Here is a 25,543-nt window from a genome sequence, read left to right as displayed (position 1 = left end):
CGGTTTCTTCAGCTCCACGGGTCTCAGAGGAGGTTGGGCATCAGTCGGGTCAGTTCGCCGGAGACGAGGACGCCGAGGGCGACGAGCACGGGGGTGGCGGCGACCCAGGTCTGGCGGGGGCCCCAGCGGCGGCGGGCGACGACGGTGAGGACGGCGGCCAGCAGGAGGGCCTGGGCGCCGAGGAAGACCTGGGGCCAGGCCGCCGGGTCGCCGGCGAGCGGCTTCTCGGGGTCGGTGATCCAGCCGGGGCGGAGCGGGCGGGCCGGGCTGGGCTGGACGGCCGAGACCTGTTTCGCGTCGACGAAGAGGTGGTTCTCGGGCGTGTACGCGCCTCCCTCGGCGGTCACCAGGGTCAGCCGGCCCTCGCCGGCGCCGGGCGCGGGCAGGGTCGGGTCGCCCGGCCTGCGGACGCCCACCACCTCGTACACCGCCTCGCCCTGGCCGGTCGTCACCTCGACGCGGGCGCCGGGCGGCAGCCGGTGCAGGTCGTTGAAGGGGCTGCCGTAGGCCCACTGGCGGCCCATGAGGACGGCCGTCCCTGCCTGGCCGGGCAGCGGGGTGTCGCGGCGGTGTCCCGGCCCCGACATCAGCACGCCCGACGTGGTGCCCTCGGCGACGACCTCGCGCAGGCCGAGCACCGGGATGCGGAGCAGCGCGATCGGGTCGCCGAGGGCGACCGGCCTGCCGTCGTAGGTGGTCTGCCCGACCGGCGCGGTGCCGAGGGCGAGTTGCTCGCGGAGGGTGTCGTACGCGGTGGCCTGGTCGCGGGCGTGCTGGAGGTGTCCGACGACGGTCAGGTGGGCGGCGAAGCCGATGAGGAGGGCGGCGAGGACGCACAGCGCCGCCCCGGCCGGGCCGAGCCCGGCGCGGGGGGCGGCTGGTGCCGGTGCGGTCGTCACGGCCGGGCGCCCGCCTTGCGGCGGCGGACCTCGATCACGGCGGCGGCGCCGAGCAGGCAGAGCGCGAGCGACCCGAGGGCGGCGGAGGCGGCGGCGGAGGCGCCGGTGGCGGCGAGGGTGCCGCCGTTCGTGGTGGTGCCGCCGCTGCCGCCCGCTCCCGAGCCGGAGCCGGAGCCGCCCGCGGATCCGGTGTCGGAGCCGCCGGAGCCGGAGCCGGACGAGCCGGAGTCACCGCCGGAGCCGGACCCCGAGCCGGACCCTGAGCCGGAGCCGGAGTCGCCGGACGTGTCCCCGGTGGTGCCGGTACCGGTCGCGGTGGGCGTGGGGGTGGCGGTGCCGGTGGCGGTCGGCGTGCCGCTGGGCGGGTCCGTGGGCGTGGGCTCGTCGGTGGGCTCGTCCGTCGGGTCGTCGGTGGGGGTGCCGGTCGGGGTGTCCGTGGGCGTGGGGGTCGTACCGGTGGGGGTGGGGGTGGTGCCGGTGGGCGTCGGGGTCGTGGGCGTGGGGAGGGGTTCGTCGGTCACGTACAGCGTGTAGACGCTGAAGACCGGGGTGTGGGCCTCGGGGTCGGCGGGGGTGAAGGTGGCGACCACGCCGATGCCGTCCGGGGCGAGCGGGAGGTCGGTGAGGACCGTCTCGGCCTTGCCGCCGGAGACGGCGACGGTGCCCAGGTCGGTGAGCTCCTCGTTGAAGAACTTCTGGAAGGCGACCGATCCGGCGGCGTCGGCCGGCTGGACGGTGGCGGTGATCGTGGCCCGCCCGCCCTCGACCGCCTGCACGGGGTCGGAGGTGACCTCCAGGACGGTGGCCCTCTGCGCGATGGGCGCCCAGGTCTCGCCGGTCACCTCGACCATCGCCGAGAAGTAGTCCTCCCGGTTGGTCTCCGTCGCGGTGCGGCAGTGCAGACGGAGCTCGTACCTGCCGTCGAGGGGCCCTTCGGGGCGGTAGCGGCGGAGGGCCTCGCTCAGGGAGCTCGACCGGGGCTGGCCGTCGACCACCCGGTGGTCGAGCTCCCGGGTGAAGGGACCGCCGCTCAGCGGCTCCCCGGCGGCGGAGCCGGCGATGTCCGTCCAGTCGGCGGAGGCGTCGGGGTTGACGAGGGCGAGCTCGACGCGGTCGTACGGCTCCGCGGGGTCCGCCGGCTGGGGGCAGGCGGCGGAGGTGGTGACGCCCGTCGCGAAGACCGGATCGCCGATGGCGCCCGAACCGCCCTGGAGCGTGAAGGTCCCCCGCACGGTGACGGCCTTGGCGGGCGCGGCCAGCGCGAGGACGGCGGCGAGGGTGCCCAGGAGGACGGCGAGCACGGTGAGCAGCGCCGCCGGTGAGCGGAGTGGTGTGGGGCGGTTCATGCGGGTCCCCTGAGGAGTAGGTGTCGGATCGGACGGCGGGCGGACGGCCCGCCGGGTGGCGGGTGGGGGGCGGAGCCCGCCCTCGCGGGGTACGCCGGGGGCCGGGCACCCCTGGGGTGCCCGGCCGGTGTGCGGTGGGGTGGGGTGGCGGTCAGCGCTCGCCCTTGAGGGTGGTCGTGCCGCAGTTGGCGCCGAGGGTGCCGAAGCCGTAGTTGGCGATGGTGGTGCCGGCGGCGCAGACCTTGGAGGTGGAGCCGACGAAGGTGGACGCGATGGTCGCGTTCGTCAGCTTCGGGGTCGGGACGACGTTGTAGACGTCGCGGGTGAAGGGGAAGGACAGGTTGAGCGTCTTGTCGGCGTTGCGCGGGGCGACGGTGCCGACGGAGCCGAGGACGGCGGCGCCGCGGCGGTCGGTGACGACGCCCTTCTCCTGCGCCGTGTACTGGGCGACCGAGTAGGGGGCGATGTCGCCGGCGGTGTCGAGGACGGTGCCGTCGTTCTCCTGGACGCCCTGCGTGACGCAGGAGCCCGGGGTCGTGACGCCGATGGAGGAGAGGAAGAACTGGCGGGTGCCGGAGTTGGCCTGCGGCAGGATCGGGGTGAGCGCCACGCCGTTGAGGCTGGTGAGGCTGCACTCGTAGATCGACTTGAGCTGCGCGGCCGTGAGGTCGGACGGCAGGGCGCTGTTGGAGCGCTTCACCCAGGACACCGCGTCCTTGGCGAAGGGGATCCAGGTCAGGTCCGTGGAGGTGGCGGTGTCGACCGGGCCGCGCGAGGAGCGGGCGAAGTCGAGGCAGCCGGAGGTGGTGTCCACGGCGTTGCGGAGCGCGTCGATGCCGGCCGAGGAGCCGTTCGGGCGGTTGATCACACAGCCGGTGGCCTTGGTCTTGATGGTGGCCGTGCCCGTGGCGTTCCAGGAGGCGATGATCTTCTGGCCGATGGCGTTGACGACGACGTCGCCGAGGCCGTTCATGACGTCCTGGGTGGTGTCCGAGCCGACACCCGCGAGGGTGCGGTACTGGGTGACCGGGTTGGGGTCGGCCTGGGCCGCCGGGGCGAAGGCGGCGCCGAGACCGAGGGCGGCCACACCGAGGGCGGCACCGATACGAGCGCGGGACTTGACGTTCACTTCTGCTCCTCCGTGGAAACGGATGTCATGGAATGGACGCGCAAGCAAATCCGGATTGTTTTCCCGGCCGGTCCGTCGACCGGCCGGGAACAAGAATTCCGCAAGGGCGGATCCGGGAACCACCACGTTCAGTCGCTTTTCAGGTTACGAATTCCCGTACGAGGTGAATCCGAGGGGGTCTCGCGGCGCCCGGCGAATCCCAGGACGGCCGGTCCCGCGATTCCGGCGACACCGCCGGCGACCAGCACGCCGAGCAGGATCCAGCGGATCCAGCCGAGTGCCCCGGAGGGCGTGGTGCCGGTGGTCGCGGCGAGCTGCGGTCCGGGGTTGCCGCCGGATCCGGAGCCGTCGCCCGCGCCGGTGGCGCCCGGGGGGCCGCCGGGCGGGGCGGAGGTCGGGGCTCCCGTCCCCGCGCCGCCCGTTCCGCCGCCGTCGGAGCCTGATCCGGGGCCCGGGGCGGAGCCGGAGCCGCCGCCCGCTCCGGTGGCGGAGCCGTCGCCGCCGCCGGCCGTCCCCGTGCCGGAGTTCGTGCCCGTGCCCGGGTCGCCGCCCGCGGAGCCGGTGGTTCCCGTTCCGCCCGTGCCGCCGGTCCCGCCGCCAGGACCGGCCGGGTCGGGCGGGTCGGAGGGGCCCGCCGGCGCGCCGCGCTCCAGCCGCTCGGCCGCGCTCGCCGCGAGCGCCTTCAGCTTCGCCGGCATCGGCGCGTAGCCGAGCGGCAGTTCGCCGGGGGCCGTGCCTTGCGTCTGGCCGGGTCCCGCCGCGTACCGCATGACCCGGGCGTAGTCCTTGCGGGCGTCGGCGGGGAGGGCGGTGGAGGCGGCGGCGTAGGTGACCGTGGTCAGCGGGTAGGCCGCCTTCCGCACGCCGGCCGGGGCCGGGGCGAGGACGCCGGGCACGGAGGAGTCCCGGAACTGCTCGACGGCCGCGAGCATGGCGGGGGCCGTGGGCAGGGTGTAGGTGCCGTCCGCGTTCGGCAGGGCCGCGGTCTGGAGCTGGTAGCGGGCGGCCGAGGCGGCGTCGGTGAGGCCGTAGGCGCGGCGGTTGCCGGGCAGGATGTCGGCGGTGACGAGCTTCAGTTCGCCGGAGAGCGGGTCGAGGTTCGCGTCGTCCTTCGAGCCGTTGGTGCCCCGCCGGACCCATCGGGCCACGTCGTGCATGTCGTTCGCGTACGGGGAGCGGTCGAGGAGCCCGTAGGTGATGCGCTTCTCGCCGGTCGCGTCGGTCAGCTCGGTGAGGGTCGGATCGGCCTTGGGGAAGTCGTCGGTGCCGGCCGTGGCGAGCCCCAGGTCCTTGAAATGGGAATTGACCTTCATTCCCCAGGGATCGGGTTTCCCTTCGAGGAAGGAGCGCGCGTCCGCGTTGCCGCTCAGGTACTTCCAGACCACCCGCACGACGTCCGACCGTTCGGCGGAGAGGAGAATTCCACCGGGATAGTTCATGACGGACTGGGGGGCGCGCTCGAATTCCGGATTCAGTTTCAGGAATTCCGGGTCCTTGACGATGGACTCCGGATTGCCCTTGAGGTGGTCGGGCACCGGCGCCTTGTCGGTGAGCTCGCGGACGTCGTAGGGGTACGAGGCGGTCAGCAGCTTCGCCAGGAGCCGCTGGTTCAGCCGCAGGTCCTTCACGAGGCCGATCTGGTCGGCCTCCCAGTAGAAGCCGACGGTGAGGGCGCTGACGGCCACGGGGGCGTGCACGAAGCCGGCCTTCTCGCCGCCGGGGACGGGCTCGACGGTGAAGGCGAGTCCGGGCGAGGTGGAGGTCGGGGAGAGCAGGCCGGCGCGGGCCAGTTCCTCGCCGCGCTGGGTGAAGGTGAAGCGGGTGGCGCCGCCGGAGCAGAGGGCCGCCTGCCAGGAGGTGACGGCGTCGGTGACCAGCTCGGATCCGCTGGTCCTGCGCTCGGCCTTGTCGGTGGGGCAGGGGTCGCCGACGGGCAGGAAGTCGAGGGGGAAGACGATCCGCTGGTTCCAGTGGGTGGTGGAGAGCGGCGAGGTGTGCGGGCGTCCGTTGTTGCCGGCCGAGCCGTCGGGCTCGTGGGAGCCCCGGGGCACCACGACGAGCCAGCAGCCCCGGCCCCGGGCGTCCGCTCCGGTGCCGACGCGGTCGCCGCAGCCGAGGTGCGGGGCCTCGCGGGTGGACTGGAGGTTGAAGGCCGCCTCGCCCGTGCCGTCGACCTGGGTGCGGACGAAGTTCTCCTCGTTGGTGTCGCTGGGGTTGAAGTAGGTCCAGTCGGTGAGGGAGGTCGTGGCGGGGCCGGAGACGGGTGTGAAGGGGACGAAGGGGTCGGTCGTCTGCCCCGGGACGCCGGGGTACGGGATCGGCTCGTCGTACTGGGTCTCCAGCGGATCGGTTCCGACGGGGATGAGCCGCTGGGCGATGTAGGAGCCGTAGTTGCCGGTGCCGGGGCCGACGCGGGAGGCGCCGTACTGGCACTGCTCCCGCTTCGGGCCCGCCGGGTCGTCGCCCCAGCACTGCATGATCTGGAGGTAGTCGGTGGCGGTGCCCTGCGTCGGCTTCCCGCCCTTCCAGGTCACCCGCAGCCCCTGCCCGCGCAGGTTCCTCGTCTGGTGGACGGTCACCTCCAGGCCGGAGAAGTCGTCGTGCGGGCCCCGCGTGCCCCGCTTCGTCACGGCGGAGCCCTCCGGGCCGGTCGCGGCGGCGGCGGAGGAGCTCTGCGGCAGCGGCAGCAGGGCGAGGAGAAGGGCCGCGAGGAGGGCGCCGAGGCCCGTGGCCCGGGCACGGTTGCGCTTCATCGGGTGCCTCCCTGGCGTGCGGCGCGCTGCGCCATGAAGCGGCCGACCAGCGGCGGGACGATCACGGTGGCGAGGAGCAGGAAGGCCGAGAGGACCATCAGCAGGCCGCGCAGACCGGCGCCCGAGTCGGCGGCGAGGGTGACGGGGGTGCCGACGACGGGGTTCAGGCCCCCGAGGCCGCCGGCGTCGCCGCCCGCGCCCGAGGCACCGGCGCCCGCGCCGCCGTCCGCGATGATGTCGCCGGTGTCGGGGTCGACGACGGGCCCGCCGGAGGTGCCGGAGGCCGCGCCGCCGGAGCCGGAGCCGGCGCCGGAGCCCGAGGCGGCACCGGTGGTCCCGGCGGAGGCGGCGGAGCCGGTGCCGCCCGTGCCCGCGGCCCCCGTGGCGCCGGTGGACCCGGTGCCGGTCGCGCCGGTGGAGCCCGTACCGCTCCCCGTACCGCCGCCGGAACCGGAGCCGGAGCCGGAGCCCGGACCGCCGCCCGTAGCGGATCCGCTCGCGCCGCCGCCACCCGATCCGCCGCCGGTCGCGGTGCCCCCGGTGGCCGTACCGCCGCCCGTGCCGCCGCCGTCGACGACCGGGGTCGCCACTCCCTTCGCGCCGCCCGTGCCGTCGGCGCACTGCCGCGGCCCCCGCTTGTCGCAGGTCTTCGGCCTCGGGGCGTTCTTCGCGAGGGTGTTGGTGCCGTCGGAGGAGAAGGTGGGGTTGCGGCAGGAGGCCAGGTCCACGGCGCCGGTGGGGGCGCCGGGGATGCGGCGGACCTGGTCGAAGCCGGCCTGGACGAGGTTCCTCGGCAGCGGCGAGTAGCCCAGCTCCTCGGCCTGCTGCTGGCCCTCGCAGAGGAAGTAGCGGGCGAAGGTGCCGAGCGAGCGGCCCTTGTCGGCGGTGTGGGGGGCCGTCTCCGAGGTGGGGACGACCATGTAGCTGTAGCTGGACAGCGGGTACGCCCGGGAGTCCTTGGAGCGGTAGACGTCGTCGAGGATCTGGGTGAGGTAGTCCGCCGAGTTGCGGTCGGTGTTGATCCGGGCGTCGAGGAGGGCGACGGCGACGGCCTGGGCGGTCGGCTCGATGTAGTGGCCGGACCCGTTGAGGACCTTGACGACGGGGAAGTGCGCGTTGACGGCGTACGAGTACTCGACGTAGGTGATCGCGCCCTCGCCCTGCGGCTGGCGGACGTGCGCCGAGACGCCGAGGGAGCCGGACTTGGCCACCGCCGTCGTGCCGGGCACGACCGGGAAGTACGAGGTCATGCCGCAGGGGGTGGAGCGGCCCGCCCTGCGGCAGTGCTCGTTCCACACCGCGCCGTGCTCCTTGGCGAGCCAGGTGGTGAACTGGGCGGTGGTGCCCGAGCCGTCGGAGCGGACGACGGGCACGATCCGGCGGGCGGGGAGCGTGAGGCCGGGGTTGTCGGCCTTGATCTCGGGCGCGTTCCACATGGTCAGCTGACCGGTGAAGATCTTCGCGAGGACCGGCCCGGACAGGCGCAGGTTGGTGACCTGGCGGCCGCCGATGCGGAGGTTGTACATGAAGGCGGTGCCGCCCGCCACGATCGGCATGTAGGCGTAGCCGCGGCGGGGCGGGACGTCGGTGGCGCCGCCGTCGGTGAGGCCGTACGGGATCTCGGAGACGGCGAAGTCGACGGTGCCGTTCTTGAACTGCTCGCGGCCCTGCGAGGAGCCGTTGGCGTTGAAGTTGACGGTCAGTCCGATGTTGGCGCCGATGTTGCGCCGCCACTGCTCGACGGCGTTGGAGCTCCAGGTGGAGCCGGAACCGGTGATCTTGGTGTAGCCGGCGGCGTGGGCGGCGGGCGGGCCCGCGAGGAGGGCGAGCAGGGCGCAGAGCACGGTGCCCAGGCCCAGGAGGGTGCGGGCGAGCGGGACGGGCGATCTCACGACGTGCTCCTCGGAGGTGCGGTCGGGGAGGGAAGGAGGGAGGCGCGGGCGAACCGGGCCGCGTCCTCCCGCGAGGCCGCCGCGCGCCGCCGCTCCTGGCGCCTCGTGAGCTGTCCGGGGCCGCGCCCGCCGGCGATCCGGGCGAGCACGAAGAGCAGCAGGACGAGGAGCATCAGCACGGCGGCGGTGCCGAAACCGCGGGCGATCATGTTCGGTTCGGGCGACTTGACGAGTTCGAAGGTGGCGAGCGGCAGGGAGACCTGGGCCCCGGCGGTCGGCAGCGCGTTGAGCTCGGCGGTGAAGCCGGCGGTGAGCAGCACCGGGGAGGTCTCCCCCACCCCGCGGGCGGTGCCGAGGATGACGGCGGTGGTGAGGCCGGAGCGGGCGGTGGGCAGGACGACGTGCCAGACCGTGCGCCAGCGCGAGGCGCCCATGGCGTACGAGGCTTCCCGCAGGGTGCCGGGGACGAGCCGGATGACGACGTCGGAGGCGCGGATGATGATCGGCAGCATCATCACGGAGAGGGCGAGGGCGGCGGCGAGCCCTGAGCGCTCCATGCCGAGCGCGAGGATCACGGTCGCGTAGATGAACAAGCCGGCGACGATCGACGGCAGCGCGGTCATCGCCTCGACGATGGTGCGGACGAGGCGGGCGAAGGGGCCGGGGACCTCGTTGAGGAAGACGGCGCAGACGACGCCGGCGGGGACGGTGAGGACGAGGGCGATGCCGACCTGTTCCAGGGTGCCGACGACGGCGTGCAGGACGCCGCCGACGTCGAGCGGTTCGAGCGGTCCCGCGAGGCTCATGTCCTCGGTGAAGAAGTTGAGGTGGACGAGGGCCTCGCGGCCCTCCCAGAGGGTGAAGGCGACGACGAAGACGAGGACGGCGAGGAGGACGAGCCCGAGGGTGCGGACGACGACGCCGGCGACCCGGTCGCGGACGGCGGGCCCGTCCTCGTCGAAGGAGACAAGGAGCGCGTAGAGGCCGAGGAAGAGGGCGTACGCGACGAGGACGAAGCCGACGGTGCCGGAGAAGGGCAGCAGCCGGGCGAAGAGCAGCCAGGTGAGGGCGACGGCGGCGGCCGCGGCGCCGAGCACGGCGTAGACGTCGGTGGCGCGCGGTCCCGAGGTGGCGCGGCGGCGTTCGGGTCCGGCCGGCGGTGCCTGTCCCGCGGGCGGGGCCTGTCCGGCGTCCGGCCGGGGCGCCGGCCGCTCCGGGGCGATGGTCATGGGGTTCCCCCTGTTACGCGTCGCTGGACGCGCCGGAGCGGCTGCGGGCGACGATGGACGAGGCGGCGAAGTTGACGATCAGGGTCATGACGAAGAGCGCGAAGCCGGCGGCCATCAGGGCGGACATGCCGAAGGCGGTGGCCTCGCCGTAGCGCAGCGCGATGAGCGAGGAGACCGAGCTGGTGCCGGTCTGGAGCACGTGCCACTGGATCGTGAAGACCTGCGAGATGACCATGTAGACGGCGATGGTCTCGCCGAGGGCGCGGCCGAGGCCGAGCATGGTGCCGCCGATCATGCCGCCCTTGCCGAAGGGCAGGACGACGGAGCGGATCATGCCCCAGCGGGTGGCGCCGAGCGCGTACGCCCCCTCGCGCTCGCCGGCGGGGGCCTGGGAGAAGACCTCGCGCATGATCGAGCAGATGATCGGCGCGACCATCATCGCGACGACGAGTCCGGCGACGAAGGTGGAGGAGGTGTAGACGGTGGGCGGGGCGAGCGGGTCGTCGGGGTCGGCGCCGTCGACGCGGAGGAAGGGGATCCAGCCGAAGTACGCGGAGATCCAGCGGGCGATCGGCAGGATCGATTCCTCCAGCCAGAACACGCCCCACAGGCCGTAGACGACCGAGGGCACGGCGGCCATCAGGTCCACGGTGGAGATCAGGGTGCGGCGCAGCCGGGGCGGGGCGTACTCGGAGATGTAGAGCGCGGCTCCGGTGGCCAGCGGGACGGCGACGACGATCGCGACGAGGGCGATGAGGATGGTGCCGAGGAGGACGGCGGCGATGCCGAAGTTCCCGGCGTCGGGCTCCCAGTTCTCGGTGGTGAGGAAGGAGCCGCCGGCCCGGTCGAGGGCCTGCCAGGCACGGTGCAGGAGGAAGCCGCCGACGAGGAGCATCACGGCGAGCACGAGGCCGCCGCCGGTGCGGGCGACGCCGCGGAAGACCCGGTCGGCGGGGCCGGGGTCGGCGTACAGCCGTCTCGGCGCGTCGGGCGGGCCGTCGGGCCGCGGGTCGGGGGCGCCGGGCGGCGCGGGCGGATCGGTCGTCTCGGTCGTCACGGGAAGGACCCAAGTCCGGCCCGGTTGACGTGCGCGCCCCGCGAGGTGAATGAGGGGCGCCCGAGAGGCAACTTCCGTTCACCATAAGGAGGTTGAGCTCCAGTGCGCGGCCTCGGCGGCCAGCAGGGAGCGGAAGCGGTCATAGGCGGAGCGGCAGGTGGAGTGGCGCTCGTACGCCCTCCCGGAGAGGGCGGTCGTGCGGCCCTCGGCGTCGCGCAGCAGCCAGACCCAGCCGTTGCCGCCGGCGGTGTGCTGCACCCCGCCGCCCATGGCCGCGTGCCCGGCGCAGAGTTCCGCGAAGGCGGCCCGGCAGGCGGCGTGGTCGGTGAAGCACTGCCCCGACCGGGCCACCACCCGCCCGTTCTGCGCGACCAGCCGCCAGCCGTATCGTCCGTCGGCTCTGACGTCGACCAGACAACGTGTCCCGGACACACCGGTGCCCTTGGTCATTGCCCCCACCCCCACAGTCTCGGCACGGGCAATCTATTGACCCGCCCCGGATCGTTGGGTGCTAAACCAACTGCGCGAGGCATGCTTCACCCCGCCGTTGCCCCTAGGACACCGGCGGGGCGGCGAGGGTGCCGAGCGGGCCGGGGCTCAGCCGGTGGCGGCGAGCACCACGAAGAGGATCAGACCGACGACGGCGGGGGCGATGATCTCGTACGCCCAGCGCACCTGCGGCGCGCCCTGCGCCCCGGCCCGGCCCTGGTGGCGCTCGGCCATCTCGCGCAGGTCGGCCACGTTCTGGTCGCTGGACGCGTTGCGCGCGGCGGTGTCGCGGACGTCGGCGGTGACCGAGGTGCGGCCGTGGGGGTCGTCCTGGGAGGCGCGGGCGGCCTGGCGCGCGGCCTTCTTGCGCTGCCGCAGCGAGACGGGGACGGCCCACAGCTGGTACTTCACGCCCTCCGTGGTGAAGACCTCGCTGGAGTAGCCGGCCCGGATGTCGGCGACGGACGCCCAGGGCAGCAGGATCGAGCGGAAGGGGTTGCGGATCCGGAGCCGGTCCTCGTTGGCGTACACGGCGGGCCGGACGGTGAAGGCGGCGATCAGGGGCACGGCGAGCAGCAGCCCGGCGAGGGCGAGCCAGGGCGCGCGGCCCTCGCCGCGCACCAGCGCGTCGGTCACGAAGACGAGCGTCAGGGCGAGCAGGAAGACGCCTCCCGCGATGCCGAAGGAGGAGCGGTAGACACGGTCGGCGGAGGTCGGCTCGGGGTTCGGCCCGGAGGTCGGCTCGGAGGGCGTGGGGCTCGTCATGCCGCCGATTCTGCCTCAGGAGGCGCCGGGGGGCTCGGGCGCCCCGCGCGGCGCCTCCCCGGGGCCTCCCCGGGGCCGGCCCCGGCCGCCCTCGGCGACGGCGCTCAGGCTTTCCGGGTGGTGACGAGGTCGGCGTACAGGATGATGTTGTCCGGCCGGTGCCCGTCGACGAGCTCGCCGCCGCAGGTGATCACGCGCAGTTCGGACCGGCGGGTGTCGCCGTAGACCTTGGCCGTGGGGAAGGCGTCCTTGTCGACCTGCTCCAGCTCGCGGACGCGGAAGACGGCGGCGGTGCCGTCCGCGCGGGTCACGGTGATCTCGTCGCCGACCCGGACCCTGGAGACGTCCTTCAGGACGGCGGGTCCGCGCTCGGTGTCGAAGTGCCCGATGAGGACGGCCGGGCCGGTCTCGCCGGGCGTGACGCCCTTCCCGTACCAGCCGATCCGGTCGGCCTGCGCGACGGACGGCACCTCGACGGTCCCGTCGGCGTTCAGCCCGAGGTCCAGGATCCCCCGGGCGTCCACGGCGGCGGTGGGCAGCTGGACCCGGACGGGCAGGGAGCGGGCGAGCGGCCGGACCGGCGCGGTGCTCGCGGTGGGGGCGGGCGCGGAGGACTCCGCGATCCGGGCGGGCGGGGTGGCGGCGGCGGTGGTGCCGCCGGTCCCGCCCGAGCAGCCGGCGAGCGCGGCGAGGACGGCCGCGCAGAGCACGGCGGAGACGGTACGGCGGTGGTGGTGGCGCTTCATGGGGCGGGCTCCGGCGGCAGTGGGTCCGTACGGCGGGCGGCCGGCCGTCACGGGGTGGATGACGGCCGGCCTGGGGTGGACGGGACGAACGCTCCGGGCTCGGGTCGAGGGGCGAGGAGCGGGTACGGGAGGCGGGGTACGCGACACGCGGGGTGCGCGGGGCGCGCGACACGCGAGGTAGGTGACACGCGAGGTGCGCGGGGCGCGCGACACGCGAAGTAGGTGACACGCGAGGTGCGCGGGGCGCGAGGTGCGCGACACGCGAGGTACGCGGGGCGCACGGACGCGTGTCGGGTGTGCGGGTCAGCCCCGGGTCGCGGCGGTGCGGCGGCGCAGCGCGGTGAAGCCGAGCCCCCCGGCGACCAACAGGGCGGCGCCGGCGCCGACCGCGATCAGCGTGCCGGAGCCCTCCTCGGCGGCGAGCTCGGCACCGGCCGCGACCCCGCCCCTGGGGACGACGGAGGTCTGGCCGCCCTGGGCGGTGGCGCCCTTGTCCCGCGCGGCGGGGACGGCGTTCAGCGCGCAGCCCTTGGGGAGCTTCGGGAAGGCATGGGTGCCGCCGCCCGTCACGCCGCCCTCGGTCTTGGTGAAGAGGGACGGGGTGGCGCTGTGGGCGTCGACGATCCGGGCGACGATGCCGGCGTCCTTCGGGAGCGACGGGCGGGCGCGGTCGAGAACGGCGATGAGCTGCCCCTCGGCGATCGTGATCAGCTTCGCCTTCGGACCCTTCGGGCTCATGATCAGCTTGGCTTCGGTGCCCGCGCCGATGTCCACGAAGCGGACGACGGTGCACGCGCCGAGGGCGTCGGGGTCGGTGTCGGCCGGGCGCTCCTCGCCCTGGCCGCCGCCGCCCATGCCGTACGGCTGCGGGGCGGCCTGCTTCGCGGAGCCGGGGACGTAGGCGGCGAACTGTCCGTCCGCCTCCAGGACCACGACGGCCTTGCCGAAGCGCAGCACCTTGCGCTCGCCGTTGGCGTACGTGTAGGCGCCGCCCTTGTCGGTGGCGGGGTCGATGCCGCGCAGGCCGAAGGAGCCGTTCTTCGCCTGGAGCTCCACCACGCTGCCGTCGGCGAGGCGGTAGACGCCCGGCCGGTTGGGGGCGATGTGGCCGACCCAGTTGTGGGTGGTGCCGTCGGGGTTCAGGACGAAGAACTCGCCGTTGTCCTGGCCGGCGACGGAGGTCCCGTACGCCTTGAGGTCCCCGACCGGGTGGCCGTCGCGGAACAGCTCGGCGCGGTGGTTCCCCGCCTTGACCTTGTAGATCTTGGCGACGGTGCCGCCGATGAGGGTCTGGGTGCGGACCAGCGTGCCCGTGGTGGCGCGGACGGGCGCGGCCTCGCCTGGCGTCGCCGCCTCGCCGGCCGGGGTGGCCGTCTCGCCCGCCGGGGCGGTCGCCTTGCCCGCCGGGGCGGTCGCCTTGCCCGCCGGGGTGGTCGGCTTGCCGTCCGGGGTCGTCGCGGCGGTGGGCTTCGCGGCGGGAGCGGTCGTCCCGGAGGTCGGCTTCGGCGCCGGGGTCGTCGCGGCGGCCGGCTTCGGCGCCGGGACGGTCACGGCGGCCGGCTTCGGCGCCGGGGTCGTCCCGGCGGCGAAGGCACTGCCGGCCGCGAGGACCGGGGTGGCCGCGACGCCCGCGACGAGCGCGGCGGCGAGGGCGGTGCGAAGGGCGGTGCGCATAACGACTCCCGAAGAGGTTCGGCGGTGAGTGGTGCAGAGCCGCATGCCGCTGATATCTCCTCGGGGAGGGCCGGTGAGTTCTCGCTGGCTGCTGATGAAGAATCTAAAGATCTTGTATGGGGGATCCGTCCGCTCCATGTCACGGCCGCGTGACAGCCGCCAACACCCCGACGGACCTTTCGCGCGCCCCCCTTCGCCGCCCTTCACACCGCCCTTCATGCCGCCCCTCACGCCACCCTTAGCTCCGCCCCGCACGCCCCCCGCGCGCCGTCTCGACCCCCCGCACCACGCCGTCCCGCGCCCGTGACCTCGGCCTCCTCGAACGCCCTCCCCTGTACAGGTCGCTACGCGCGTAGATATGCTCGACTGGTGACCATGCCCACCACTGCATCCGCAGCAGCAGCTTTCGCCGACGTGACCGCGTCCGAGAGCACGCTGCGCCGCTTCCTCCACGGGCTGCCCGGCGTCGACGCCGTGGGCCTGGAGGCGCGCGCCGCGTCCCTCGGCACCCGCTCGATCAAGACCACGGCCAAGGCGTACGCCATCGACCTGGCCATCTCCATGATCGACCTGACGACGCTCGAAGGCGCGGACACCCCGGGCAAGGTCCGGGCCCTCGCCGCCAAGGCCGTCCACCCCGACCCGACCGACCGCACGACCCCGACGACCGCCGCCGTCTGCGTCTACCCCGACATGGTGGCCACCGCCAAGGCCGCCCTCGCGGGCTCCGGCGTCAAGGTCGCCTCGGTCGCCACCGCCTTCCCGGCGGGCCGCGCCGCCCTCCCCGTGAAGCTGGCCGACACCGCCGACGCCATCGCCGCCGGCGCGGACGAGATCGACATGGTCATCGACCGCGGCGCCTTCCTCGCCGGCCGCTACCTGGAGGTCTACGAGCAGATCGCCGCGATCAAGGCCGCGTGCGGCGACCGCGCCCGGCTCAAGGTGATCTTCGAGACCGGCGAGCTGTCCACGTACGACAACATCCGCCGCGCCTCCTGGCTCGGCATGATGGCGGGCGCCGACTTCATCAAGACCTCGACCGGCAAGGTCGCGGTCAACGCCACCCCGGCCAACACCCTGCTCATGCTGGAGGCGGTGCGCGACTTCCGCGCCCAGACCGGCGTGCAGATCGGCGTGAAGCCCGCCGGCGGCATCCGCAACACCAAGGAAGCCATCAAGTTCCTGGTGCTGGTCAACGAGACCGCCGGCGCGGACTGGCTGGACAACCACTGGTTCCGCTTCGGCGCCTCCAGCCTGCTCAACGACCTGCTGATGCAGCGCCAGAAGATGGCGACCGGCCGCTACTCCGGCCCCGATTACGTGACGGTGGACTGATCGACATGACCTCCCCCTTCGAGTACGCCCCCGCGCCCGAGTCGCGCGCGGTCGTCGACATCGCCCCGAGCTACGGCCTGTTCATCGACGGCGAGTTCACCGACGCGGCCGACGGCAAGGTCTTCAAGACCGTCTCCCCCTCCTCCGAGGAGGTCCTCTCCGAGATCGCCCAGGCGGGCGAGGCGGACGTGGACCGCGCGGTCAAGGCCGCCCGCAAGGCATTCGAGAAGTGGTCCGCGCTGCCCGGCTCCGAGCGCGCCAAGTACCTCTTCCGGATCGCCCGGATCATCCAGGAGCGCAGCCGCGAGCTCGCCGTCCTGGAGACCCTGGACAACGGCAAGCCGATCAAGGAGACCCGCGACGCGGACCTCCCCCTGGTCGCCGCCCACTTCTTCTACTACGCGGGCTGGGCCGACAAGCTCGACCACGCCGGCTACGGCGCGAACCCCCGCCCGCTGGGCGTGGCCGGCCAGGTCATCCCCTGGAACTTCCCGCTGCTCATGCTGGCGTGGAAGATCGCCCCGGCGCTCGCGACCGGCAACACGGTCGTCCTGAAGCCCGCCGAGACGACCCCGCTCACCGCCCTGTTCTTCGCGGACATCTGCCGCCAGGCCGGCCTGCCCAAGGGCGTCGTCAACATCCTCCCCGGGTACGGGGACACCGGCGCCGCCCTGGTCGCGCACCCCGACGTGAACAAGGTCGCCTTCACCGGCTCGACCGCCGTCGGCAAGCGGATCGCCCGCACGGTCGCCGGCACCGACAAGAAGGTCACCCTGGAGCTGGGCGGCAAGGGCGCCAACATCGTCTTCGACGACGCCCCCATCGACCAGGCCGTCGAGGGCATCGTCAACGGCATCTTCTTCAACCAGGGCCAGGTCTGCTGCGCGGGCTCCCGCCTCCTCGTCCAGGAGTCGGTCCAGGACGAGCTCCTGGACAGCCTCAAGCGCCGCCTGTCGACGCTCCGCCTCGGCGACCCGCTCGACAAGAACACCGACATCGGCGCCATCAACTCCGAGGAGCAGCTGGCCCGGATCACCTCCCTGGTCGCGCAGGGCGAGGCGGAGGGCGCCGAGCGCTGGACCGCCGCCTGCGACCTCCCGGAGTCCGGCTACTGGTTCGCCCCGACGCTCTTCACGAACGTCACCCAGGCGCACACCATCGCCCGCGACGAGGTCTTCGGCCCGGTCCTCTCGGTGCTCACCTTCCGTACCCCGGACGAGGCCGTCGCCAAGGCCAACAACAGCCAGTACGGCCTCTCCGCCGGCATCTGGACGGAGAAGGGCTCCCGCATCCTCGCGGTCGCCAACAAGCTCCGCGCCGGTGTCGTCTGGGCCAACACGTTCAACAAGTTCGACCCGACCTCGCCCTTCGGCGGCTACAAGGAGTCGGGCTTCGGCCGCGAGGGCGGTCGCCACGGCCTGGAGGCGTACCTCGATGTCTGATGTGACCCGCCTGAACGTCTTCAAGACCTACAAGCTGTACGTCGGGGGCAAGTTCCCCCGCTCCGAGAGCGGCCGGGTGTACGAGGTGACGGACTCCAAGGGCAACTGGCTGGCGAACGCCCCGCTCTCCTCCCGCAAGGACGCCCGTGACGCGGTCGTCGCCGCGCGCAAGGCGCAGGGCGGCTGGGCCGGCGCGACCGCGTACCTGCGCGGCCAGATCCTCTACCGCGTCGCCGAGATGCTGGAGGGCCGCCGGGACCAGTTCGTCCGCGAGGTCGCCGAGGCCGAGGGCCTGTCGAAGTCGAAGGCGGCCGCCCAGGTGGACGCGGCGATCGACCGCTGGGTCTGGTACGCGGGCTGGACCGACAAGATCGCCCAGGTCACCGGCGGCGCCAACCCGGTCGCGGGCCCCTACTTCAACCTCTCCACCCCGGAGCCGACCGGCGTCGTCACCGTGCTCGCCCCCCAGGAGTCGTCCTTCCTGGGCCTGGTCTCGGTGATCGCCCCGGTCATCGCGACCGGCAACACGGCCGTCGTCATCGCCTCCGAGAAGGCCCCGCTCCCCGCCCTCTCCCTGGGCGAGGTCCTGGCCACCTCCGACCTGCCCGGCGGCGTCGTCAACATCCTCTCCGGCAAGGCGTCCGAGATGGGCCCGCACCTCGCGGCCCACCTGGACGTCAACGCGATCGACCTGACCGGCGCGGACGCCGACCTGGCCAGGGAGCTGGAGATCGCGGCGGCGGACAACCTGAAGCGCGTCCTGCGCCCCCGTACCGAGGACTTCACCCAGTCCCCCGGCACCGACCGCATGACCGCCTTCCTGGAGACGAAGACCGTCTGGCACCCCACGGGCTCCCTGGGCGCCTCCGGCTCCTCGTACTAGCGCTCCCCCGCGAGGCCCCCGGACGCGTCCGCGTCCGGGGGCCTCGCGCACGTCCGCGAACCGCCGCGGGATCCGGTCACGCTACGGAAGAAGCTTCTGCGTCAGCGGCCCGGCGACCGGCAGGTCGGCGACGGCTCCGCCCTCGGTGAGGTGGTCGGTGACCAGACCGGTGCCGACCGGCTTGAAGTCGGCGACCTGGGTGCCGACGCCGTTGGCCAGCGGGTCCACCCCGGTCTTGGCCAGCGGGTCGAGCTGGAGCCGCGTCAGCGGGCCCACGCCGTGCGTGACGCCCGTCAGGGCGCCCGCGCCGGCCGCCCCCGCGTCGGTGCGGCTCAGCGAGTCGACGGGCAGCGGCACCGGCGCCACGGCCTGGGCCCCCGCGCCCGCGCCGAACACCGCCGCGCCCGCCGCCGTGACGGTGAGGCCGGCCTTGAGCAGAGCGCTGCGGCGGGGGGTCCGGGGGTCTGCGTGACGGGCCATGGGGATCCTTCCGAGGGGTGAGCGGGCGGCCACCGACAGTAGTGGAGGTGTGATGCTCGATACCAACGGCCCTCCTCGGTGGTCCCCTGGACGGATTAATGCCTCACACTGGTGTTCCGTGAGTTCCCAACCGATCCCCACCCGGGTCGTCCTGCTCGCGGGCCCCTCCGGCTCCGGCAAGTCGTCCCTCGCCGCCACCGCGGGCCTTCCGGTGCTGCGCCTCGACGACTTCTACAAGGAGGCCGGCGACCCGACGCTCCCGCTCGTCGACGGCAGCGGCGACGTCGACTGGGACTCACCGGGCTCCTGGGACGCGGACGCCGCCGTCACCGCGATCGTCGAGCTGTGCCGTACGGGCCGCACCGACGTCCCCGTGTACTCCATCGCCACCAGCTCCCGCACCGGCAGCGACCGCCTCGACATCGAGCGGACCCCGCTCTTCATCGCCGAGGGCATCTTCGCCGCCGAGATCGTCGCCCGCTGCCGCGAGCTCGACGTGCTGGCCGACGCGCTCTGCCTGCGCGGCCGCCCGTCCACCACCTTCCGCCGCCGGCTCCTGCGCGATCTGCGGGAGGGCCGGAAGTCGGTCCCGATGCTGCTGCGCCGCGGCTGGCGCCTGATGCGGGCCGAGCGGGCCATCGTCGCCCGGCAGACCGAGCTGGGCGCCCACCCGTGCGCGAAGCCGGAGGCCCTGGGCCGGCTGGCCGCCGCCGCGGCCGGCCGCCACCGCACCCCGGCGGGCCGCTGACCGCCCGCGCGGCCCCGGACAGCACGAAGCGGGTCCTACGAGACCCCCCGGACTCGTACGACCCGCTTCGTTCTTTTCCCCCGTGGACCCCAGATCCCCCCTGAGGCCCGTTTCCCCCGTGTTCCCCCGTGATCCTCAGGCGACCAGTTCGCCGAAGGATTCCTCCTCGTCACGGCCGAAGCTCAGCACCTCGTCCTCGCGCAGTCGCCGCAGCGAGCGCCAGATGCTCGACTTCACCGTGCCGACACTGATGTCCAGGATCTCCGCGATCTCCGGATCGGTCCGGCCCTCGTAGTAGCGCAGCACCAGCATGGTCCGCTGGAGCTCGGGCAGGCGGGCCAGCGCCTGCCACAGCACCGCGCGCAGCTCGGTGCCGCGCATCGCGTCCGTCTCGCCGACCGTCTCCGGCAGCTCCTCGGTCGGGTACTCGTTGACCTTGCGCCGGCGCCAGGCGCTGATGTGCAGATTGGTCATCGTGCGGCGCAGGTAGCCGCCGACGGCGGCCTTGTCGCTGATCCGGTCCCAGGCGCGGTACGTGGAGAACAGCGCGCTCTGGAGCAGGTCCTCGGCCTCGAAACGGTCACCGGTCAGGTGGTAGGCGGTGGCGTACAGGGAGGCCCGGCGCTCCTGGACGTAGGCCGTGAACTCGGCCTCCGAACAGGAACGCTCCCCCGTGGCCTCCCCGTACACCGCTCCCCCGTCAGCGACGGCGACCATGTACGGCGCCTTGCGCTGACGCCCGACGGTCGTCCGAACGCACCCCCGTCCGTTCGTGACGACACCGCCGGACTTCTCGGTGCTCCGCACGACGTCGTGGAGACGCGTGACCACTGCGCTGTTGGTGGTTCCGTGCAGTGTGTTCATGTCGCGCCCCCCGTCGTTCGGAGTCAGTGTGTCGGTCCGTGTGCCAAGAAGCTTGCCCGGCGCACATCATGGCGTTGTCCGCCGACTGTCACAGGCGTGTCACAGGGGCGGGGACGGAAGCGCGCCTCCGGGCGGTCGATCTGGGACGGCTCATGAGCCAGAATGGCGTCCGTGCCTTTTCTGTTGCTGATCGAGGACGACGACGCCATCCGCACGGCCCTCGAACTCTCCCTGTCCCGGCAGGGCCACCGGGTGGCCACCGCCGCGTCGGGCGAGGACGGCCTGCAGTTGCTCAAGGAGCAGCGGCCCGACCTGATCGTGCTCGATGTGATGCTGCCCGGCATCGACGGGTTCGAGGTGTGCCGGCGCATCCGCCGCACGGACCAGCTGCCGATCATCCTGCTGACCGCGCGCAGCGACGACATCGACGTGGTCGTGGGTCTGGAGTCGGGGGCCGACGACTATGTGGTGAAGCCGGTGCAGGGGCGGGTGCTCGACGCCCGGATCCGGGCCGTGCTGCGGCGCGGGGAGCGGGAGTCGACCGATTCGGCGACGTTCGGCTCGCTGGTCATCGACCGGTCCGCGATGACCGTGACGAAGAACGGCCTCGACCTCCAGCTGACCCCGACCGAGCTGCGGCTGCTGCTCGAACTGAGCCGGCGGCCGGGACAGGCGCTGTCCCGGCAGCAGTTGCTGCGGCTCGTGTGGGAGCACGACTACCTGGGCGACTCGCGTCTCGTGGACGCGTGCGTGCAGCGGCTGCGGGCGAAGGTGGAGGACGTGCCGTCCTCGCCGACCCTGATCCGCACGGTGCGGGGCGTCGGCTACCGGCTGGACGTTCCTGCGTGACGAAGGGGAACAGGGGGGTCTTCGCCCGGCTGCGGCTGTCCAGCCTGCGCCTGCGCCTCGTCGTGGTGTTCGCGCTGGTGGCGCTGACGGCGGCGGTGTCGGCGTCGGGGATCGCGTACTGGCTGAACCGCGAGGCGGTGCTGAAGCGCACCCAGGACAGCGCGCTGAACGACTTCCGGCAGGAGATGCAGAACCGGGTGGCGACGCTGCCGCTGCGGCCGACCCAGGAGAATCTGCGCCGCACCTCCGAGGAGATGACGGCGGGCGGCTCCGGCTACCAGGTGCTGCTGCTCGGCGAGCGGGCGGCGGGGAAGCCGATCGTGGGCGCCTCGGACCCGGACGTGTTCACGCTGGCGGACGTGCCGGTGTCGCTGCGGGAGGCGGTGGACACCCGGCGCCCGGTGACGGACGCGAACCCGTACCCGTACCACCTGTTCTGGCAGCGGACCGAGCGGGGCGGGACGCCGTACCTGGTCGGCGGGACGCGGATCGACGGCGGCGGGCCGGCCGGCTACATGTTCAAGTCGCTGGCGGCGGAGAAGGCGGACCTCAACTCGCTGGCGTGGTCGCTGGGGATCGCGACCGGGCTCGCGGTGATCGGTTCGGTGCTGCTGGCGCAGGTCGCGGCGACGACCGTGCTGCGGCCGGTGCGGCGGCTCGGCGAGGCGGCGCGGCAGCTCGGCGAGGGCAAGCTGGACACCCGGCTGCGGGTCTCCGGCGCGGACGAACTGTCCGATCTGTCGCGGACGTTCAACAGCGCGGCGGAGAACCTCCAGAAGAAGGTGGCGGACATGAGCGCGCGGGAGGAGTCCTCCCGGCGGTTCGTCGCCGACATGTCGCACGAGCTGCGGACGCCGCTGACCGCGCTGACGGCGGTCACGGAGGTCCTGGAGGACGAGCAGGACTCCCTGGACCCGATGATCGCGCCGGCGGTGGCGCTGGTGGTGAGCGAGACCCGGCGGCTCAACAACCTGGTGGAGAACCTGATGGAGGTGACCCGCTTCGACGCGGGCACCGCCCGGCTGGTCCTGGACGACGTGGACATCGCCGACCAGATCACCGCGTGCATCGACGCGCGGGCCTGGCTGGACGCGGTGGAGCTGGACGCGGAGCGCGGCATCGTGTGCCGTCTCGACCCGCGTCGGCTGGACGTGATCCTGGCCAATCTGATCGGGAACGCGCTGAAGCACGGCGGTTCGCCGGTGCGGGTCTCGGTCAGGACCGAGGAGGGACCGGGCGAGGACGGACCGGGCGAGGAGGAGCTGGTCGTGTCGGTACGGGACCACGGGCCCGGCATCCCCGAGGAGGTGCTGCCGCACGTCTTCGACCGCTTCTACAAGGCGAGCGCCCAGCGGCCCCGGTCGGACGGCTCCGGCCTCGGTCTGTCGATCGCCATGGAGAACGCGCTGATCCACGGCGGGACGATCGCCGCCGCCAACTCGGTGGGCGAGGACGGCGCGGTGGACGGCGCGGTGTTCGTGCTGCGGCTGCCCAGGGACGCGTCGGCGGTCGCCCGCGACCTGGGCACCGGCACGCGCCAGGGCGAGGGGACGGGCCTGTGAGGCGGCGGACGGCCGCGGTGGCGGCCCTGCTGGCCGTGCTGGTCACGGGGTGCGGGATCAGGACGACGTCGGTGCCGGTGGACGCGGGCGCGGCCCCGTCCCGGGTGCCGTGCAACGTGACGGAGGCACCGGCGCCGGCCCAGGGCGTGCCGGTGCGGGCGTTCCTGGTGTGCGGCTCGCAGCTGGAGCCGGTGGACCGCAGGTCCCCGCAGCCGGAGGACAAGGCGAGCGGCGATCCGGTGCGGACGGCGTCGGCGCTCCTCGCCCAGCTGCTCGCGGAACCCACGGAAGCGGAGCGGCAGGCCGGCTTCACCACGGCGGTACGGGCTCCGCTGAGCGTGGCGGGCGGCCGGGACGGCGATCCGGAGGGCACGCTGCGGCTCAGCCGGCAGCCGGAGGACCTGGCGCCCGCGGCGCTGTCGCAGCTGGTGTGCACCTTCGCGGAGAGCTCGGCGGGCGCGGGCGGGCACACGGTGCTCCTCGCGGGCCCGGGGGCGTACCCGCCCAAGCGCTACCGCTGCACGACCCAGCTGCGGGAGCGCCCGGAGTCGGCCCCGGCGACGGCGCCGGCCCCGGCCCCGGCGCGCACGCCCGGGGAGCCGCCGGTGGAGACGCCGGCGGGCTGAAACGGAACCGTTCCCCGCACAGGGGGCGTCTTGGGGGGCGTGCAGCGTCAAGGTTCGGGCGGGAACGCCGCCGTGGTCGTCCGCGTGACGGGGTTCGTGCTCCTGGTCGCGCATCTGCTGCTCGTCGCCTGGGTCGGGCTGCTCCCACGGGACGTGGCCTGGGTGACCGCCCCGAACACGGTGCCGCTGGCCGGGCTCCGCGCCGATCTGGCGCTCGGTCCCGCCGAGGCGGCCCGGCTGATCGCCGAAGGGCTGCTGCTGCTCGCCCCCCTGGGGATCCTGCTGCCGATGTGCGAGGGGCGGCTCGACGTGTCCCCGTGGGCTTCGCTGACCCGGACGACGGCGGCGGGGGCGCTGGTGTCGCTGGCCCTGGAACTGTTGCAGACGGCGGTGCCGGGGCAGGTCGTGGACGTGGACTCGGTGCTCCTGAACACGCTCGGGGTGGCGCTGGCACACCTTCTGGTGGTGCCGGCCGTACGGGCGCGGCTGCGGCGCCGGCGGAGCCCCTCCGACGGCAGGCCCCGGGGGCGGTCTCAGGGTCGGGTCGTGATCGGGAACGAGACGGATCAGGGTCGTACCCCGAGGATTCCCAGGGTCCCGATCGCCCGGTAGACCGACGTCGAAGGCGGGGTGGCGGCGGCACCATGGAGTCATCGGGAAGCCCGAGGGAGCGGCTTTCCGGACCTGACGAAGGAGCCCACCATGGCCGCACTTGTCCGCCCGCGTGAAGGCCGGATGATCGGCGGGGTGTGCGCGGCGCTCGCCCGGCGCTTCGGCACCTCCGACCTGACGATGCGGGTGCTGTTCCTGGCCTCGTGCCTGCTGCCCGGCCCGCAGTTCCTGCTCTACCTGGCGCTGTGGCTGCTGCTGCCCAGCGAGTCGCGGACGAAGGCGGCGGCCTGGTAGTCGCACGGCGGTCCGCGCCGGCGGGCCGTACGAGCACGCCGAAGGGGCGCGGACCCGGGGGATCCCGGTCCGCGCCCCTTCGGCGTGGGGTGGTGCGGGTCAGCCGATCGGCAGGCCGCCGGCGCCCAGCGGCAGGCCGCCGAGCAGGCCGCCGAGCGGGGTGGCGCCCAGCGCGCCGGTGGCCGCGTCGGTGGGCAGGTTCTGGGTGGCCTGGCCGGCCGCCGCGGGGAGGGTCTTCACGCCCTGGTCGAGGCCCTGGCCGAGCGCGCCCTGACCGGCGGCGAGGGACTCGCCGGCGCCGTCGGGGAGGGTGGTGAGACCGTCGCCCAGCGGGGCGAGCTGGGTCACGGAGCCCAGCGCGTCGGCGCCGTCGAGCGGTGCCGGGAGCGGGGCCGCGGAGGCCGTGCCGGCGGCGGCAGCGGCGAATGCGGCGCCGAGGGCGGCGACACCGAGCTTCTTGGCGGCAGACTGCTTCATCTCAGAATCTTCCTTGGGCTTGGGGGGCTGAGCTTCGGGACGTTCAGGCGGAGAAATCCGGAACTACGGAATCCGGACAGGCAAAGCAGCTCCGCAAACTAACCGTCCCGACTCCGCTCCGCAAACACCGGACGACCGCCGGGTGTCGCGCCTTTCCGGCGGTTCCGGGCCCTTCCCCGCCCCTTTTCTCAGCCCTCCCGGCCGGAAGACGTGCTGGTCGTGGCGGTCTGCCGGAAAAGCCACTCGGACTTCAGTTCGGCATATCCGGGCTTGATCACGTCATTGATCATGGCCAGTCGTTCATCGAAAGGAATGAACGCTGATTTCATCGCATTGACCGTGAACCACTGGAGATCGTCGAGCGTGTAATCGAAGGCGTCGACCAGGAGCTCGAATTCCCGGCTCATGCTGGTGCCGCTCATCAGCCGGTTGTCGGTGTTGACGGTGGCGCGGAAGTGGAGCTTGCGGAGCAGGCCGATGGGGTGGTCGGCGTACGAGGCGGCGGCGCCGGTCTGGAGGTTGGAGGTGGGGCACATCTCCAGCGGGATCCGCTTGTCGCGGACGTACGCGGCGAGCCGGCCGAGCCGCACCTCGCCGTCCTCGCCGACCTCGATGTCGTCGATGATCCGGACGCCGTGGCCGAGCCGGTCGGCGCCGCACCACTGGAGCGCCTGCCAGATCGAGGGCAGGCCGAACGCCTCGCCGGCGTGGATGGTGAAGTGGTTGTTCTCCCGCTTGAGGTACTCGAAGGCGTCGAGGTGCCGGGTGGGCGGGAAGCCGGCCTCGGCGCCCGCGATGTCGAAGCCGACCACGCCGTCGTCCCGGTACCGGTTGGCCAGCTCCGCGATCTCCAGGGCGCGGGCCGCGTGCCGCATGGCGGTGAGCAGCGCGCCGACCCTGATCCGGTGCCCGTTGGCACGGGCCCGCCGCTCGCCCTCGCGGAAGCCCTCGTTGACCGCCTCGACCACCTGCTCCAGGGTCAGACCGGCTTCCAGGTGCTGCTCGGGGGCGTACCGCACCTCGGCGTAGACGACGCCGTCCTCGGCGAGGTCCACGGCGCACTCGGCGGCGACCCGGAAGAGCGCCTCGCGGGTCTGCATGACGGCGCAGGTGTGCGCGAAGGTCTCCAGGTAGCGCTCCAGGGAGCCGGAGTCGGCCGCCTCGCGGAACCAGATGCCGAGCTTGTCGGGTTCGGTCTCGGGCAGCTTCGAGTAGCCCTGTTCCCGGGCGAGTTCGATGATCGTGCCGGGGCGCAGTCCGCCGTCGAGGTGGTCGTGGAGCAGCACCTTCGGGGCACGGCGGATCTGGTCCGCGGTGGGGACGTGGGATGTCTGGCTCGTCATTGCCGCACTCTAGCCCCTACGCGCGTAGAACACGCCCTGTCGCGCCGGA

24 protein-coding genes are annotated in these 25,543 nt (G+C 73.6%); 9 read left to right on the top strand and 15 right to left on the bottom strand.

Annotated elements, in window-relative coordinates; genetic code table 11:
• Positions 1-23: 23 nt before the first annotated feature.
• The 11 genes from ACIGHB_RS06635 to ACIGHB_RS06585 form a co-directional block, all read right to left on the bottom strand.
• On the bottom strand, positions 24-899 hold the full coding sequence (locus tag ACIGHB_RS06635) for a sortase (RefSeq protein WP_399910063.1): 876 nt from the start codon (positions 897-899) through the stop codon (positions 24-26).
• Positions 896-2,245, bottom strand: a complete 1,350-nt coding sequence (locus tag ACIGHB_RS06630; RefSeq protein ID WP_399910060.1) for a hypothetical protein — start codon at positions 2,243-2,245, stop codon at positions 896-898. Before ACIGHB_RS06630 ends, ACIGHB_RS06635 begins: the two co-directional genes overlap by 4 nt.
• 151 nt (positions 2,246-2,396) lie before the next feature.
• A complete protein-coding gene (locus tag ACIGHB_RS06625) occupies positions 2,397-3,374 on the bottom strand; it encodes a hypothetical protein (protein WP_399910057.1) in 978 nt (325 codons plus the stop codon).
• Between the two features lie 128 nt (positions 3,375-3,502).
• Complete coding sequence (locus ACIGHB_RS06620; RefSeq protein WP_399910054.1) at positions 3,503-6,127, bottom strand: hypothetical protein; 2,625 nt, start codon at positions 6,125-6,127, stop codon at positions 3,503-3,505.
• On the bottom strand, positions 6,124-8,019 hold the full coding sequence (gene pstS, locus ACIGHB_RS06615; RefSeq protein ID WP_399910052.1) for a phosphate ABC transporter substrate-binding protein PstS: 1,896 nt from the start codon (positions 8,017-8,019) through the stop codon (positions 6,124-6,126). The genes ACIGHB_RS06620 and pstS overlap by 4 nt, the downstream gene beginning before the upstream one ends.
• A complete protein-coding gene (gene pstA / locus ACIGHB_RS06610) occupies positions 8,016-9,248 on the bottom strand; it encodes a phosphate ABC transporter permease PstA (protein WP_399910049.1) in 1,233 nt (410 codons plus the stop codon). Before pstA ends, pstS begins: the two co-directional genes overlap by 4 nt.
• Positions 9,249-9,261: 13 nt before the next feature.
• Positions 9,262-10,305 carry a phosphate ABC transporter permease subunit PstC gene (gene pstC, locus ACIGHB_RS06605; RefSeq protein WP_360316870.1) on the bottom strand — a complete coding sequence of 348 codons (1,044 nt, stop codon included), beginning with the start codon at positions 10,303-10,305 and terminating at the stop codon, positions 9,262-9,264.
• 78 nt (positions 10,306-10,383) lie between these two features.
• Complete coding sequence (locus ACIGHB_RS06600) at positions 10,384-10,755, bottom strand: DUF1508 domain-containing protein (RefSeq protein ID WP_360316873.1); 372 nt, start codon at positions 10,753-10,755, stop codon at positions 10,384-10,386.
• A 147-nt stretch (positions 10,756-10,902) separates the two neighbouring features.
• Entirely contained in the window at positions 10,903-11,559 is a 657-nt protein-coding gene (locus tag ACIGHB_RS06595; RefSeq protein WP_399910044.1) for a PH domain-containing protein, read from the bottom strand.
• Between the two features lie 104 nt (positions 11,560-11,663).
• Positions 11,664-12,305, bottom strand: a complete 642-nt coding sequence (locus tag ACIGHB_RS06590; protein WP_399910041.1) for a class F sortase — start codon at positions 12,303-12,305, stop codon at positions 11,664-11,666.
• Positions 12,306-12,608: 303 nt separating this feature from the next.
• Positions 12,609-13,979 carry a hypothetical protein gene (locus ACIGHB_RS06585; protein WP_399910038.1) on the bottom strand — a complete coding sequence of 457 codons (1,371 nt, stop codon included), beginning with the start codon at positions 13,977-13,979 and terminating at the stop codon, positions 12,609-12,611.
• 375 nt (positions 13,980-14,354) lie between these two features.
• On the opposite strand from ACIGHB_RS06585, the gene deoC reads away from it, so the two are divergent.
• The 3 genes from deoC to ACIGHB_RS06570 are packed head-to-tail and all read left to right on the top strand — an operon-like array spanning position 14,355 to position 17,639.
• Entirely contained in the window at positions 14,355-15,314 is a 960-nt protein-coding gene (gene deoC / locus ACIGHB_RS06580) for a deoxyribose-phosphate aldolase (protein ID WP_399910035.1), read from the top strand.
• A gap of 5 nt (positions 15,315-15,319) precedes the next feature.
• Complete coding sequence (locus ACIGHB_RS06575) at positions 15,320-16,756, top strand: aldehyde dehydrogenase family protein (RefSeq protein ID WP_360316887.1); 1,437 nt, start codon at positions 15,320-15,322, stop codon at positions 16,754-16,756.
• The gene (locus ACIGHB_RS06570; protein ID WP_399910032.1) at positions 16,749-17,639 is read left to right on the top strand and encodes an aldehyde dehydrogenase family protein; all 891 of its coding nucleotides are present in this window, start codon (positions 16,749-16,751) and stop codon (positions 17,637-17,639) included. Before ACIGHB_RS06575 ends, ACIGHB_RS06570 begins: the two co-directional genes overlap by 8 nt.
• Positions 17,640-17,720: 81 nt before the next feature.
• On the opposite strand, the gene ACIGHB_RS06565 is transcribed toward ACIGHB_RS06570, so the two are convergent.
• Positions 17,721-18,119, bottom strand: a complete 399-nt coding sequence (locus ACIGHB_RS06565; RefSeq protein WP_360316893.1) for a hypothetical protein — start codon at positions 18,117-18,119, stop codon at positions 17,721-17,723.
• Positions 18,120-18,171: 52 nt separating this feature from the next.
• Here ACIGHB_RS06565 and ACIGHB_RS06560 point away from each other — a divergent pair, with 52 nt between their 5' ends.
• Positions 18,172-18,867: an ATP-binding protein gene (locus tag ACIGHB_RS06560; protein WP_399910028.1), complete on the top strand. Its 696-nt coding sequence runs from the start codon at positions 18,172-18,174 to the stop codon at positions 18,865-18,867.
• 135 nt (positions 18,868-19,002) lie between these two features.
• On the opposite strand, the gene ACIGHB_RS06555 is transcribed toward ACIGHB_RS06560, so the two are convergent.
• Positions 19,003-19,731, bottom strand: a complete 729-nt coding sequence (locus ACIGHB_RS06555; protein WP_399910025.1) for a SigE family RNA polymerase sigma factor — start codon at positions 19,729-19,731, stop codon at positions 19,003-19,005.
• A gap of 171 nt (positions 19,732-19,902) precedes the next feature.
• On the opposite strand from ACIGHB_RS06555, the gene afsQ1 reads away from it, so the two are divergent.
• From afsQ1 to ACIGHB_RS06530, 5 genes are all read left to right on the top strand, one after another.
• The gene (afsQ1, locus tag ACIGHB_RS06550) at positions 19,903-20,580 is read left to right on the top strand and encodes a two-component system response regulator AfsQ1 (RefSeq protein WP_360316901.1); all 678 of its coding nucleotides are present in this window, start codon (positions 19,903-19,905) and stop codon (positions 20,578-20,580) included.
• The gene (locus tag ACIGHB_RS06545; RefSeq protein ID WP_399910021.1) at positions 20,577-22,142 is read left to right on the top strand and encodes an ATP-binding protein; all 1,566 of its coding nucleotides are present in this window, start codon (positions 20,577-20,579) and stop codon (positions 22,140-22,142) included. The genes afsQ1 and ACIGHB_RS06545 overlap by 4 nt, the downstream gene beginning before the upstream one ends.
• Positions 22,139-22,768 (top strand): hypothetical protein, encoded by a 630-nt coding sequence (locus tag ACIGHB_RS06540; RefSeq protein ID WP_360316907.1) that lies wholly within the window; start codon positions 22,139-22,141, stop codon positions 22,766-22,768. The genes ACIGHB_RS06545 and ACIGHB_RS06540 overlap by 4 nt, the downstream gene beginning before the upstream one ends.
• 39 nt (positions 22,769-22,807) lie before the next feature.
• Positions 22,808-23,380, top strand: a complete 573-nt coding sequence (locus tag ACIGHB_RS06535) for a VanZ family protein (protein ID WP_399910018.1) — start codon at positions 22,808-22,810, stop codon at positions 23,378-23,380.
• Between the two features lie 90 nt (positions 23,381-23,470).
• On the top strand, positions 23,471-23,674 hold the full coding sequence (locus ACIGHB_RS06530) for a PspC domain-containing protein (protein ID WP_360316912.1): 204 nt from the start codon (positions 23,471-23,473) through the stop codon (positions 23,672-23,674).
• Positions 23,675-23,773: 99 nt separating this feature from the next.
• Here the strand turns inward: ACIGHB_RS06530 and ACIGHB_RS06525 are convergent, their stop codons facing one another.
• A complete protein-coding gene (locus ACIGHB_RS06525) occupies positions 23,774-24,151 on the bottom strand; it encodes a hypothetical protein (protein WP_360316914.1) in 378 nt (125 codons plus the stop codon).
• Positions 24,152-24,339: 188 nt separating this feature from the next.
• The gene (locus ACIGHB_RS06520; RefSeq protein WP_360316916.1) at positions 24,340-25,494 is read right to left on the bottom strand and encodes an adenosine deaminase; all 1,155 of its coding nucleotides are present in this window, start codon (positions 25,492-25,494) and stop codon (positions 24,340-24,342) included.
• Between the last annotated feature and the right edge of the window lie 49 nt (positions 25,495-25,543).

The sequence above is a fragment of the Streptomyces sp. NPDC085460 genome, from assembly GCF_044541975.1.
Lineage (GTDB): Bacteria > Actinomycetota > Actinomycetes > Streptomycetales > Streptomycetaceae > Streptomyces.
Note: the sequence above shows the minus strand (reverse complement) of the source record. Positions and strands in the feature narration are given on the sequence as shown.